The following is a 12,079-nucleotide window of genomic DNA, read 5'->3' as shown; positions in this document are numbered from 1 at the left end:
CCGGATTTGATGAGAGACCCCGTGGGAGAGCTCACGGGACGCTTGGGGTACGGCACTTCAGCGGGAGGCCTTCGGGTCGAGCGCGTCCCGCACGCCGTCGCCGAAGAGGTTGAAGGCCAGAACCGTGATGAAGATCGCCACGCCCGGGATCACCATGTACATGGGGTCCGAGTCGTAGTAGTCGATCGCGCTCGAGAGCATCTGTCCCCAGGAGGAGGTGGGCGGCTTGACGCCCACACCCAGGAAGCTGAGCGCCGCTTCGGTCAGGATGTTCGTGGGGATCATCATCGTCGTGTACACGATGATGGGCGCGACGAGGTTGGGCAGCAGCTCCTTGAAGAGGATGTAGAGCTGCCCGGCGCCGAGCGAGCGGGCCGCCTCGACGTACTCGCGTTCGCGCAGCGAGAGCGTCTGGCCGCGCACCACGCGGCCGATGTACGGCCAGCCGAAGAAGCCGATGACCAGGATCATCACGAACACACGCACGCCCGTGCCGGTGAGCCCCAGCATCTGGTTGGGCATGACGGAGACCAGCGCGATGATGAACAGCAGCTGCGGGAAGGCGAGGAGGCCGTCCATGACCCGGCTGATGACCGAGTCCACCCAGCCGCCGAAGAAGCCCGCCAGGATGCCGAGGATGGTGCCCAGGATGACGGCGACCACGGCGGACAGGAAGCCGACGAGCAGCGAGATCCGGGCGCCGTAGAGGATGCGGGCGAAGATGTCGCGGCCGTTGACCGGTTCGACACCGAGCAGGTGGTCGCCGCTGATGCCGCCCATCGAGCCCTTGGGGGTGCTGAACAGCGGGTCGATCAGGCCCTGGTGGTAGAGGTCCGGGTCCTGACCGACGAGACTCGTGATCACCGGTGCGAGCAGTGCGACCACGATGAGGAGGAGCACGACTACGCCGCCCGTGAGGGCCAGTTTGTCCCGCTTGAGGCGTTCCCAGGCGATCCGGCCCAGGGACCGGCCCTGAACGGCCTTCGCGTCGGTGGCCGCGACCGCCGCTTCCTCTGCCGCACCCGGGGCCGCTTCCGCGGTCGGCTCGTGCAATGGTGCCGTCATCAGGCTGGGACCCCTCTCAACCGGCGGTAGCCGGCCCGCACTTGCCGCTGGTAGCGGCATCAAACAGTCCGTCGTACACAGGGGCGAACCCCTTGAAGGGGGAGTCTTCAACGCTTGCGCGATCAGCCGCCAGCCTTGACGAGGAATGGATGCGCAACCGTGATGCAAGCAGGCGTTTCCTGTTATGCGGACAGGAAGTTACGGCGACCGGACGAGAGCCGGCCGGACAACTGCGTGGGCAAAACGGGACATACGGGCGATGAGCCCAGGTCAGTAGCTGCCGTGCACCGGTGGATAGCCGTATCCGGCGACGGGCGCCTGCTGCTGGGGAGAGGCCTGGAGCTGGGGCTGTGGCGCGGCGTGGGCGTCACGGTCGTAGAACGGGCGGGCATTGGCCCGCATCCACATCACGACCGGGTCGTACTCGTCGGTCATCGCGACCGTCGACACCGGCAGGCCCTCCGGGACCGCGCCGACGGACTGCTGCATCATCGCGCGCACCGAGTCGACCGCGGCCGGCGAGGTGTCGTACACGTCCAGGCCGATGGCGAGATACGGGGCGCCGAGCGCGGGCTGCACCCAGGCGCGGCGCAGCGAGCGCAGGGCCGGTGTGCGATGGGCGTTCTGCGCGAGCAGGGCGTAGAACTGCGGAATCTCGATGCCGGGTTCGGTCAGCCGGAGAGGGCCGGCGGGCTGGCGGTCCAGGCCCGTGGCGATGCGGCGCAGGTCCAGCCAGGGGATGCCGACGCCGCCGCCCGGGGCGTGCGGGTTGAGCCAGAGACCGTAGTGGTCCGGGTAGAGGGTGCGGGCCACGTCGAGCCCCTCGACGACCTCGTAGGACCGGTTCCAGCCGCTGGCCGAGAGTTCCTGGGCGGAGGTGACGCAGGGGGCGTACTGGAAGCCGTCGACCTCCATGTTTCCGTACTGGGCGTCCGGGGAGCCGGCCTGGCCGTGCCACAGGAGCATCCAGATCTGGCCGGCGGACGGGGTGGCGAGGGCACGCAGCAGGGCCTCGTAGGCGTCGTAGCGTCCGGGCGTGACCTGGCGCAGCATGTGCTCGACGCTGCCGCTGTGGCTCGCGCTCACCTGTCGTGCCCTTCTCTTTTTCGTGCCCCGCGTTTGGAGACAGCTTAAGCGCCCAGTGGCTCCGGGCCTTCTGTGCGTGCGCGGGTGCGGGTGTGTGGGGGGCTCGTCGCGCGGTTCCCCGCGCCCCTGGGCCGGCTGCCCCCGCGTCGTACCCGGTGGCCGTACTTCTAGTGACCGTATTGATAGAAGGGGCGGACGTTCGCCTTGAGCCATGCGGCCACCGGGTCGTCCGTCACGTCGAGGAGGACCAGGTTCATCGGCCACTTGACCGGGACTTTGCCCAGGGCGCGGCCCAGGGCCTGCATGGGGAGCGTGCGCAGGTCGCCCTCCCACTGGGAGAGTTCCACGCCGACGAACATCACCGGGTCGTCGGTCTCTATGGCGGCCAGGCAGCGGCGGGCGGTGAGGACCACGCCGGTCTCGGCGAACTCGGCGGACGCGGCGGAGAGGAAGTCGACCGGGTCGTCCTGCCAGTCGGGTTCGAAGAGGCGGACCCGGCCGCCGGTGCCGGGGCCGTCGAGCGGGGTGCGGCCGGCCCGGCACAGCTCGGCCACCGCCTCGGGCGGAAGCGGGATGCCGACCAGAGCGTCGGGGTTCACGGCGATGCCGACCTGCGGGGGCAGACCGCGGGCGAACTCCACGGCGGGAGCGATGGTGTACGCCATGTGGGAGCCGGCCGCCTGGCGCAGCTGTTCCTCGGAGCTGAACACCGGGACGTACGCCTGGCCGGCGATGTCCAGCGTGGGCAGGTCCAGAGCGCCGCTGTCGGGGCCGCCCCCGCTCGGCAGCGGGATCCACAGCAGACTGCGGCCCAGGACCTCGATGATCCGGCCGGCCGCGGCGGGTATGCCGAGGGAGGCCGAGAGCACCTCCTCCAGCTCGTTGCCGGGCCAGCCGCCGTGCGGCTGGGGGTGCGCCTGTGCCGGGAAGTCCGCGGGAATGTCCGCCGGGAAGTCCATCTGCCTACCGCCTGCTGGAAATCTCTGCTGTGACCAAGAAGGCTAGCGGGTGGCTGTGACAGTCCCTGCCCCTGCGCATATCGTCCCCCTCACCCTGGTGCTCATCGCCCCCCTCAGCCCTGTGCCCCCCTCAGCCCTGGGCCCCCTCATCCGGTGAATGCGATCCGCCGCAGGGTGTCCGCCGCCGCGCGGTCCAGCAGCACGGCGGAGCCGCAGCCCGCGGGCGGCTCGCCCCGCCCGACCGCGGCGAGCAGCCGGGCGGTCGTACGGCGGTGGCGGCGGAAGGCGTAGCGGGAGACGGCCCGGCCGCGGGTTCGCTGGCCCTCGCGGGCCGTGTCCGGCGTGACGTCGAGCAGGAGCAGATGGAGGGTGCCGCCGCGGCGGCGGGCCGCGCGGGCGAGCCAGGCGCGCACCCAGGACTGGGTGCCGCAGTCGTGGACGACGACGCCCTCGCCGGTGCGCAGGGCGCGGCGCAGGACGGCGTAGTGGGCGAGGCGGACCAGCGGGCGGTAGAGGGCGTACGGGAGCGCGCGGGGCAGGCGGGCCGCGAAGCGGTCGCGCATGTCCTGGGAGTCGATGCGGCGCCCGGCGACCGCGCGCCGCATCAGGGTGGACTTGCCGCTGCCGGGCAGGCCGGCGATCACCACCAGGTCCTCGGGGCCGAAGAGCAGGGCGTGCGGGCTGCGGCCGGCGCGGTCGCGCAGGTCGCGGACGACGGGGGAAGGGGCGGTGCGCTGCCCGGGCACGGCGATGCCGGTGGTGACGGTGGCGTACACCGGGGTGCTGTTCATCGTGATCTTCCTCCCCTGTCGGCCCGGTAATCTTCCTGCCCGCTACGCGTAAAGAGAAGGTAATGAACGAGGGTGGCGAAGGGGTCCGCGTCCTGCCACAGGTCGGTTACAAAAGCCGGCCCGCCGTGCAATGATGTGGCCGCCAACTGCATACCGGCCGCTTGAATCCGCGCGGGAGAGTTCCTGGCAGCACTGCTGCCGGGACGCCGAAGGAGCAAGTCCCTCCCTTGAATCTCTCAGGCCCCGTTACCGCGCGGGCGAGGCACATCTGAAAAGCGGGCCGCTGCGACAGTGGCTCCACCCAAGGTGCAAGCCGTGATCGTCCCTGTGGCGGTCCTGGCGAACCTCTCAGGTTCCGATGACAGATGGGGAGGAACGTTCCTCGCCTGTCCTGCTTTCCTGGGAGACGACCGTCCGATGAGCAGTACCGAACCCCTTGAGCTGCGCCATACCGCGCTGGACGCGCTGCATCGCTCGCTCGATGCGACGATGACCGACTTCGCCGGCTGGGACATGCCCCTGCGCTACGGCTCCGAACGCGACGAGCACATCGCCGTGCGTACGAAGGCGGGTCTGTTCGACCTCTCCCACATGGGCGAGATCACCGTCACCGGCCCGCAGGCCGCCGCCCTCCTCAACTACGCCCTGGTCGGCAACATCGCCTCCGTCGGCGTCGGCCGCGCCCGCTACACCATGATCTGCCAGGCCGACGGCGGCATCCTGGACGACCTGATCGTCTACCGGCTCGCCGAGACCGAGTACATGGTCGTCGCCAACGCCTCCAACGCCCAGGTGGTGCTGGACGCGCTGACCGAGCGCGCCGCCGGCTTCGACGCCGAGGTCCGTGACGACCGGGACGCGTACGCGCTGATCGCCGTGCAGGGGCCGGAGTCCCCCGGCATCCTGAGGTCGCTCACGGACGCCGACCTCGACGGCCTCAAGTACTACGCCGGCCTGCCCGGCACCGTCGCCGGCGTCCCGGCGCTGATCGCCCGCACCGGCTACACCGGCGAGGACGGCTTCGAGCTGTTCGTGAAGCCGGAGCACGCCGTGGAGCTGTGGCAGGCGCTGACCAAGGCCGGCGAGGGCGTCGGCCTGGTCCCCTGCGGCCTGTCCTGCCGGGACACCCTGCGCCTGGAGGCGGGCATGCCGCTGTACGGGCACGAGCTGACCACCGCGCTCACCCCCTTCGACGCCGGGCTCGGCCGGGTGGTGAAGTTCGAGAAGGAGGGCGACTTCGTCGGGCGCGAGGCGCTCACCGAGGCCGCCGCCCGGGCTCAGGAGAACCCGCCGCGGGTCCTCGTCGGGCTGATCGCCGAGGGCCGGCGTGTGCCGCGTGCCGGGTACGCCGTCGTCGCGGGCGGCCAGGTGATCGGCGAGGTCACCTCCGGCGCCCCCTCCCCCACCCTGGGCAAGCCGATCGCCATGGCCTACGTCGACGCGGCACACGCGGCGCCCGGCACCGCGGGCGTCGGCGTGGACATCCGGGGCAGCCACGAGCCGTACGAGGTCGTGGCGCTGCCGTTCTACAAGCGCCAGAAGTAGACACTGGGCGCGGTCATTGTGTGACCCCGCGCACGTTTCCGCTGCTCACCAGCGGTTTCCACCGTCCCCCTTCATCAGCACTCCCGCGCGTACAGGAGAATTCAGGCCATGAGCAACCCCCAGCAGCTGCGCTACAGCAAGGAGCACGAGTGGCTGTCGGCCGCCGAGGACGGCGTCTCGACGGTCGGCATCACCGAGTTCGCGGCCAACGCGCTCGGCGATGTGGTCTACGCCCAGCTCCCCGAGGTCGGCTCCACGGTGACCGCGGGCGAGACCTGCGGCGAGCTGGAGTCGACCAAGTCCGTCTCGGACCTGTACTCGCCGGTCACCGGTGAGGTCACCGAGGTCAACGAGGACGTCGTCAACGACCCGTCGCTGGTGAACTCGGCCCCCTTCGAGGGCGGCTGGCTGTTCAAGGTGCGCGTCACGGAGGAGCCGGCCGACCTGCTCTCCGCCGACGAGTACACCGCCCAGAACGCCGGCTGAGGAGTCGTAGCCGTATGACCTCCCTGAACACGCCCCTGCACGAGCTTGACCCGGAGATCGCCGCCGCGGTCGACGCCGAGCTCGGCCGCCAGCAGTCCACGCTGGAGATGATCGCCTCCGAGAACTTCGCGCCGCTCGCGGTGATGGAGGCGCAGGGCTCGGTGCTGACCAACAAGTACGCCGAGGGCTACCCGGGCCGCCGCTACTACGGCGGCTGCGAGCACGTCGACGTCGCCGAGCAGATCGCCATCGACCGGATCAAGGAGCTGTTCGGCGCCGAGTACGCCAACGTCCAGCCCCACTCCGGCGCCTCCGCGAACCAGGCGGCCCTGTTCGCGCTGGCCCAGCCCGGGGACACCATCCTCGGCCTGGACCTCGCCCACGGCGGCCACCTGACCCACGGCATGCGCCTGAACTTCTCCGGCAAGCAGTTCAACGTGGTCGCCTACCACGTGGACGCCGCCACCGGCCTGGTCGACATGGCCGAGGTCGAGCGGCTGGCCAAGGAGCACCGCCCGAAGGTGATCATCGCGGGCTGGTCGGCATACCCCCGTGAGCTGGACTTCGCCGAGTTCCGCCGGATCGCCGACGAGGCCGGCGCCCACCTGTGGGTCGACATGGCGCACTTCGCCGGACTGGTCGCTGCGGGGCTGCACGCGAACCCGGTGCCGTACGCCGACGTGGTCACCTCCACCACGCACAAGACGCTGGGCGGTCCGCGCGGCGGCATCATCCTCGCCCGCAGCAAGGACTTCGCGAAGAAGCTGAACTCGTCCGTCTTCCCGGGCTTCCAGGGCGGTCCCCTGGAGCACGTGATCGCGGCGAAGGCCGTCTCCTTCAAGGTCGCGGCCTCGGAGGAGTTCAAGGAGCGCCAGCGTCGTACCGTGGAGGGTGCCCGGATCCTCGCCGAGCGCCTGACGGCGGCGGACGCCCGTGAGGCCGGGGTGAACGTCCTGTCCGGCGGCACGGACGTGCACCTGATCCTCGTCGACCTGCGCGAGTCGGAGCTGGACGGGCAGCAGGCCGAGGACCGACTCCACGAGGTCGGTATCACGGTCAACCGCAACGCGGTCCCGAACGACCCGCGGCCCCCGATGGTGACGTCGGGCCTGCGGATCGGTACGCCGGCCCTGGCGACCCGCGGCTTCACGGCCGAGGACTTCGCCGAGGTCGCGGACGTGATCGCCGAGGCGCTGAAGCCGTCGTACGACGCCGAGGCCCTCAAGGCGCGCGTGAAGGCGCTCGCCGACAAGCACCCGCTGTACCCGGGCCTGAACAAGTAGGCCCGGACCAGGCAAGTCCCCGGTGGGGCACTCGCAGGAGAGTGTCCGAGGGTGCCCCACCACCCCTGTTCTGCTTTTTTGAGGAGTGACCGTGGCCATCTCGGTCTTCGACCTGTTCTCGATCGGCATCGGCCCGTCCAGCTCCCACACGGTCGGCCCGATGCGCGCGGCGCGCATGTTCGCCCGTCGCCTGCGCAACGAAGGCCTGCTGGACCCGGTGGCCTCCCTGCGGTGCGAGCTGTACGGATCCCTCGGCGCCACCGGCCACGGTCACGGCACCCCGAAGGCGGTCCTGCTCGGCCTGGAGGGCGCCTCGCCCCGCACGGTGGACGTGGAGACGGCGGACGAGCGGGTCGAGCGCATCAGGACCGGGGGCCGTATCTCGCTCCTCGGCGAGCACGAGATCCCCTTCTCGTTCGACGACGACCTGATCCTGCACCGCCGCAAGGCCCTGCCGTACCACGCCAACGGCATGACGATATGGGCGTACGACGCCTCGGGCGCGGAGCTGCTCTCCAAGACGTACTACTCGGTCGGCGGCGGCTTCGTCGTGGACGAGGACGCGGTCGGAGCGGACCGCATCGTGCTGGACGACACGGTCCTGAAGTACCCGTTCCGCACCGGCGACGAACTGCTGCGCCTGACCAAGGACACGGGCCTGTCGATCTCCTCCCTGATGCTGGAGAACGAGCGCGCCTGGCGCACCGAGGAGGAGATCCGGGCGGGCCTGCTGGAGATCTGGCGGGTGATGCGCGAGTGCGTGCAGCGCGGCATGTCCCGTGAGGGCATCCTGCCCGGCGGTCTGAAGGTCCGCCGCCGCGCCGCCGTCTCGGCCCGCCAACTGCGTGCCGAGGGCGACGCGTTGGCGCACGCGATGGAGTGGATCACGCTCTACGCGATGGCGGTGAACGAGGAGAACGCGGCGGGCGGCCGCGTGGTGACGGCCCCCACGAACGGCGCGGCCGGCATCATTCCGGCGGTCCTGCACTACTACATCAACTTCGTCCCCGGCGCGGACGAGGACGGCGTCGTCCGCTTCCTTCTGGCCGCCGGCGCGATCGGCATGCTCTTCAAGGAGAACGCCTCCATCTCCGGCGCCGAGGTCGGCTGCCAGGGCGAGGTCGGCTCCGCCTGCTCCATGGCGGCGGGCGCCCTCGCCGAGGTCCTCGGCGGCTCCCCCGAGCAGGTGGAGAACGCCGCCGAGATCGGCATGGAGCACAACCTCGGCCTGACCTGCGACCCGGTCGGCGGCCTGGTCCAGATCCCGTGCATCGAGCGCAACGGCATGGCCGCGGTGAAGGCGGTCACCGCCGCCAAGATGGCCATGCGCGGCGACGGCTCCCACAAGGTGTCCCTGGACAAGGTCATCAAGACCATGAAGGACACCGGCGCGGACATGTCCGTGAAGTACAAGGAGACGGCCCGGGGCGGGCTGGCGGTGAACATCATCGAGTGCTAGGCGACGGGCCGGCGGTGCCGGGGGGACGGTGCGGTTGCGCCTGCAGCCGGCCAGACCCCCGGCGAGACGGACCCGCTGTGCCGAGCGTCATGCAATGGGGGGGTCCGTCAGGTCCGGGCCAGCAGCAGGTCCTCCCCGGTCGACGGGCGCAGGCCGTCGGTGCGGTCGGCGAAGTAGCGCTCGGCGTGCGAGGCGCCGGAGACGTGCCGGACGTCCGTGAAGCCGGCCTCCCGGGCCAGGTCCAGCATCTCGCGCGGGGTGTAGAAGCTGAGGAACGGGGTGCCGGACGCCCGGGCGCCCGCCTCGCTCGCCCTGAGGCCGGCGCGGTCGCGCTCGTCCACGAGCTCTTCCGGCAGCAGGAAGGTCATGGCGAGGGTCGTACCGGGTGCCAGCCCGGCGATCCGGCGCAGGGTGGCGGCGGTGGCCTCCTTGGTGAGGTACATGGTGACGCCGGTGGAGGCGATGACCGACGGGCGACCCGGGTCGAAGCCCGCCGCGGTGAGGTGCGCCGTCCAGGAGCCGCCGCTCGCCTCGAAGTCCACCGGCACCAGGTGCAGGCGGTCCGGGACGGCGAGACCCAGTTCGGCCAGACGGCGGCGCTTCCAGGCCTGCGGGCCCGGCTGGTCGATCTCGAAGACGCGCAGGCGGGAGGCGGCCTCCGGGGCGCGCTGGGCGAAGGTGTCCAGGCCGGCGCCCAGGATGACGTACTGGTCGACGCCGCGGCCGGCCTGCTCGGCGACCAGGTCCTCGATGAAACGGGCGCGGGCCACCATGGCCGCGCGGAACGCCCTGGTGGCGCTCGGGTCCATGTCCGGGCGGCTGCGCCAGTTCGGGCCGGGGTCGGCGAGGCGCAGGCCGATCTCGTCCTCGAACACGTGCGGCGGCGGGTCGGTCCGGACGTGCATCGCCCGCCACAGGGCGCACCGCACCGCGGTGTTGTCCGGCGCCTCGGTCCGCCCGCCGCTCACGGCTGGTCCTTCCGGGGGGCCTGGAGACTCCACAGCCGGCCGTCGGGGTCGCGGACCGTCATCATCCGCGTCCCGAAGTGGGTGTCCTCGAACGGTGTGACCACCTCGACGTCGGGGTCGGCGCGGAACGCGTCCGCGTCCGGCACCTTCAGCACGATCTGCGTCTGCGGCTCCCGGTCCTCGGGGATCTCGGCGATGAAGACGGAGGGGCCTTCGCCGTTGCGGAACTGGCCGGAGTTGTGGTCGGTCTCGAACTCCAGGTCGTAGCCCAGGGCTTGGAAGAACCTGGCCGCCCTGCCCCAGTTGTGGGTCTCCAGGAACACGGCTTCGATGCCTTCGGTCGCCATCTCAGGTCTCCTTCTCGGTCGGGGGCTGTTCCTGCCGTCGGGCGTCGTCGAGGTAGGCGCGCAGCGCGTCTGCGACCAGCGCCGACAAGGACATGCCCGACTCGATGGCGCGGTACTTGACCTGCTTGATCAGTCCGATCGGCAGGTACACGTTGAACTGCTTGACTTCCTCATCACCCACGATCCCGAGGCTAGCATGCTAGCAATCTAGCCGCCAGGGTGACGCATCGCTCCCTGCCCGGAAGCGGCTGATGTTCCTTCAGGGGCTACCGCGCAGTAATCACTCACTCATACGCTGCCGCCAACTCGACAAACGCGAAGGGGAGTTGGCAATGGGCGCAGTGAGACGGGTCGCGGCACTCGCGGGGGCGGCGGCGCTGCTGGTGGTGGGACCGGGCAACGCCCGCGCGGCGGCGCCGAAGTTCTCCGAGACGACGGCCATCGGCACGCACAACGCCTACGACAAGGCCAAGTACACCTACTTCGCCCAGGCCTTGGACTCCGGCGCCTCGCTGCTGGAGCTGGACGTGTACGTGGACACCCTCAGCCACCGCTGGCGGGTCAGCCACAGCAACCCGCTCGGCAACAACAACAACTGCGAGGCCGCCAAGGCCCCCGGCGAGCTCTACAGCAAGAGCCGCAACCAGGACCTGGGCAGCTGCCTGGACAACATGGCCGCCTGGAACCAGCTCCACCCCGACCACCCGCCGATCGTCATCAAGGTCGAGATGAAGGTCGGCTTCAACAACAACGCCGGCATGGGACCGGACGAGTTCGACACGCTCGTCTCCCAGAAGCTCGGCAGCAGCGTCTACAAGCCGGCCGACCTGCTCGGCGGGACGTACCCCTCCCTCGACGCGGCCGCCAAGGCGAACGCCTGGCCCTCCCGCGACTCACTCAAGGGCAAGTTCCTCTTCGAACTGATCCCGGGCACGGTGGAGCAGTCCAACCCGTTCGACCACTACTGGACGGACCAGGAGTACGGCGACCATCTGCACGAGCTGTACGCGGCCGGGCAGATCGGCCGGGCGCAGGCGTTCCCCGCGGTGCTGGGCGCCGAGAACGGGGACCCGCGCGTCAGCCGCTACGACGCCTCGATCCGGCCCTGGTTCGTGTTCTTCGACGGTGACGCGGCCACGTACGTCAACAAGGGCTACAGCACCTCGTTCTACTCCACGAACCACTACGTCTCGATCATGACCGACGCCGCCGGCGTCTCACCGGCCATCTCCTCCACCAACCCGACGGACGCCGAAGTCGCCGCCCGGCTGGCCCTGTTGGCCAAGAACCACGCGAGCCTCATCACCTCCGACTGGTCGGCGAAGCCGGCGTTGGTGCTGAGTTCGACGACGCCCAGGAGCTGACGGCAGGCCGACGACGGCCGGAGCCGACGACGACTCGGAGCTGAGGATTCCGCCGACGCCGGGGCGGGCACAACTCCTCCATGCTCCACGGCATCGACGTCAGCGCGTTCCAGTCCTCCGCGTACGACACGGACGGTCTCTCCTTCGTCTTCATCAAGGCGACGGAGGGCCGTTCGTACGTCAATCCCCGGCTCGCCGCCCAGACCAAGAGGGCCCGCGACGCCGGACTGGTCGTCGGCTTCTACCACTTCCTCTGGCCCGGCAGTCTCACGGCCCAGGCCGAGTACTTCGTCCGGCACGCCCCCGACCGCGCCGGCGACATCCTCGCGGTCGACTGGGAGACCACGGGCGAGGGCACGCATGCGAGCAACGCGGAGAAGGACCACTTCATCCGCACACTGAAGGGATTACGGCCGCACAACCGGGTCGTGCTCTACTGCAATCGCGACTTCTGGCTGAACATCGACACCACCTCCTACGCGGGCGACGGCCTCTGGATCGCCGACTACGTCACCGCCGGCCATCCCCGCATCAAGGCGAAGTGGCGGTTCCACCAGTACACCAGCGAGCCGCACGACAAGGACGTGGCCGGCTTCGCCAGCAAGGCCGCACTGAAGGAGTGGGCCACGCCCTAGGTGTATTGATCACGAGCGTTGTTAACGCTGGCCGGTCTTGATCGTGGCGAAGGCCCCCGTGTGTGGTGGAGGTGTCGAATCTTCACCGCAC

At 70.2% G+C, this 12,079-nt stretch carries 13 protein-coding genes and 1 riboswitch; of the genes, 6 read left to right on the top strand and 7 right to left on the bottom strand.

Annotated elements, in window-relative coordinates; all coding sequences use genetic code 11:
* Window positions 1–57: 57 nt before the first annotated feature.
* From ACIGXP_RS21740 to ACIGXP_RS21725, 4 genes are all read right to left on the bottom strand, one after another.
* The gene (locus ACIGXP_RS21740) at window positions 58–1,065 is read right to left on the bottom strand and encodes an ABC transporter permease (RefSeq protein WP_363214622.1); all 1,008 of its coding nucleotides are present in this window, start codon (window positions 1,063–1,065) and stop codon (window positions 58–60) included.
* A 270-nt stretch (window positions 1,066–1,335) separates the two neighbouring features.
* Window positions 1,336–2,118 (bottom strand): enhanced serine sensitivity protein SseB C-terminal domain-containing protein, encoded by a 783-nt coding sequence (locus ACIGXP_RS21735; RefSeq protein WP_399771067.1) that lies wholly within the window; start codon window positions 2,116–2,118, stop codon window positions 1,336–1,338.
* Window positions 2,119–2,318: 200 nt separating this feature from the next.
* Window positions 2,319–3,110, bottom strand: a complete 792-nt coding sequence (locus ACIGXP_RS21730) for an enhanced serine sensitivity protein SseB (RefSeq protein WP_363214624.1) — start codon at window positions 3,108–3,110, stop codon at window positions 2,319–2,321.
* Window positions 3,111–3,256: 146 nt separating this feature from the next.
* Window positions 3,257–3,901, bottom strand: a complete 645-nt coding sequence (locus ACIGXP_RS21725; RefSeq protein ID WP_363214625.1) for an AAA family ATPase — start codon at window positions 3,899–3,901, stop codon at window positions 3,257–3,259.
* A gap of 162 nt (window positions 3,902–4,063) precedes the next feature.
* Window positions 4,064–4,163: riboswitch (glycine riboswitch) on the top strand.
* Between the two features lie 155 nt (window positions 4,164–4,318).
* Here ACIGXP_RS21725 and gcvT point away from each other — a divergent pair.
* From gcvT to ACIGXP_RS21705, 4 genes are all read left to right on the top strand, one after another.
* Window positions 4,319–5,446, top strand: a complete 1,128-nt coding sequence (gcvT, locus tag ACIGXP_RS21720; RefSeq protein ID WP_399770559.1) for a glycine cleavage system aminomethyltransferase GcvT — start codon at window positions 4,319–4,321, stop codon at window positions 5,444–5,446.
* 108 nt (window positions 5,447–5,554) lie between these two features.
* Complete coding sequence (gcvH, locus tag ACIGXP_RS21715; RefSeq protein ID WP_399770556.1) at window positions 5,555–5,932, top strand: glycine cleavage system protein GcvH; 378 nt, start codon at window positions 5,555–5,557, stop codon at window positions 5,930–5,932.
* A 14-nt stretch (window positions 5,933–5,946) separates the two neighbouring features.
* Window positions 5,947–7,215: a serine hydroxymethyltransferase gene (gene glyA, locus ACIGXP_RS21710; protein ID WP_399770553.1), complete on the top strand. Its 1,269-nt coding sequence runs from the start codon at window positions 5,947–5,949 to the stop codon at window positions 7,213–7,215.
* Window positions 7,216–7,306: 91 nt separating this feature from the next.
* Window positions 7,307–8,674, top strand: a complete 1,368-nt coding sequence (locus ACIGXP_RS21705; protein WP_363214629.1) for an L-serine ammonia-lyase — start codon at window positions 7,307–7,309, stop codon at window positions 8,672–8,674.
* A 107-nt stretch (window positions 8,675–8,781) separates the two neighbouring features.
* Here the strand turns inward: ACIGXP_RS21705 and ACIGXP_RS21700 are convergent, their stop codons facing one another.
* From ACIGXP_RS21700 to ACIGXP_RS21690, 3 genes are read right to left on the bottom strand one after another with little or no spacing between them, the layout of a single operon-like run.
* Window positions 8,782–9,642, bottom strand: a complete 861-nt coding sequence (locus tag ACIGXP_RS21700) for a class I SAM-dependent methyltransferase (RefSeq protein ID WP_399770550.1) — start codon at window positions 9,640–9,642, stop codon at window positions 8,782–8,784.
* Window positions 9,639–9,989, bottom strand: a complete 351-nt coding sequence (locus ACIGXP_RS21695; RefSeq protein WP_399770548.1) for a VOC family protein — start codon at window positions 9,987–9,989, stop codon at window positions 9,639–9,641. Before ACIGXP_RS21695 ends, ACIGXP_RS21700 begins: the two co-directional genes overlap by 4 nt.
* Before the next feature lies 1 nt (window position 9,990).
* Complete coding sequence (locus ACIGXP_RS21690; RefSeq protein WP_363214632.1) at window positions 9,991–10,170, bottom strand: CopG family transcriptional regulator; 180 nt, start codon at window positions 10,168–10,170, stop codon at window positions 9,991–9,993.
* A gap of 151 nt (window positions 10,171–10,321) precedes the next feature.
* On the opposite strand from ACIGXP_RS21690, the gene ACIGXP_RS21685 reads away from it, so the two are divergent.
* Both ACIGXP_RS21685 and ACIGXP_RS21680 read left to right on the top strand, forming a co-directional pair.
* Window positions 10,322–11,353: a phosphatidylinositol-specific phospholipase C domain-containing protein gene (locus ACIGXP_RS21685; RefSeq protein ID WP_399770545.1), complete on the top strand. Its 1,032-nt coding sequence runs from the start codon at window positions 10,322–10,324 to the stop codon at window positions 11,351–11,353.
* An 80-nt stretch (window positions 11,354–11,433) separates the two neighbouring features.
* Window positions 11,434–11,988 (top strand): glycoside hydrolase family 25 protein, encoded by a 555-nt coding sequence (locus tag ACIGXP_RS21680; protein ID WP_363214634.1) that lies wholly within the window; start codon window positions 11,434–11,436, stop codon window positions 11,986–11,988.
* Window positions 11,989–12,079: the final 91 nt, after the last annotated feature.

The sequence above is a fragment of the Streptomyces sp. NPDC053069 genome (genome assembly GCF_044546895.1).
Classification (GTDB): domain Bacteria; phylum Actinomycetota; class Actinomycetes; order Streptomycetales; family Streptomycetaceae; genus Streptomyces.
Note: the sequence above shows the minus strand (reverse complement) of the source record. Positions and strands in the feature narration are given on the sequence as shown.

Coding starts and splice junctions, on each gene's coding strand:
- gcvT (WP_399770559.1), top strand. CDS start 4,319: ATGAGCAGTACCGAACCCCTTGAGCTGCGCCATACCGCGCTGGACGCG.
- ACIGXP_RS21680 (WP_363214634.1), top strand. CDS start 11,434: ATGCTCCACGGCATCGACGTCAGCGCGTTCCAGTCCTCCGCGTACGAC.
- ACIGXP_RS21725 (WP_363214625.1), bottom strand. CDS start 3,901: ATGAACAGCACCCCGGTGTACGCCACCGTCACCACCGGCATCGCCGTG.
- ACIGXP_RS21730 (WP_363214624.1), bottom strand. CDS start 3,110: ATGGACTTCCCGGCGGACATTCCCGCGGACTTCCCGGCACAGGCGCAC.
- ACIGXP_RS21695 (WP_399770548.1), bottom strand. CDS start 9,989: ATGGCGACCGAAGGCATCGAAGCCGTGTTCCTGGAGACCCACAACTGG.
- ACIGXP_RS21740 (WP_363214622.1), bottom strand. CDS start 1,065: ATGACGGCACCATTGCACGAGCCGACCGCGGAAGCGGCCCCGGGTGCG.
- glyA (WP_399770553.1), top strand. CDS start 5,947: ATGACCTCCCTGAACACGCCCCTGCACGAGCTTGACCCGGAGATCGCC.
- gcvH (WP_399770556.1), top strand. CDS start 5,555: ATGAGCAACCCCCAGCAGCTGCGCTACAGCAAGGAGCACGAGTGGCTG.
- ACIGXP_RS21685 (WP_399770545.1), top strand. CDS start 10,322: ATGGGCGCAGTGAGACGGGTCGCGGCACTCGCGGGGGCGGCGGCGCTG.
- ACIGXP_RS21735 (WP_399771067.1), bottom strand. CDS start 2,118: ATGCTGCGCCAGGTCACGCCCGGACGCTACGACGCCTACGAGGCCCTG.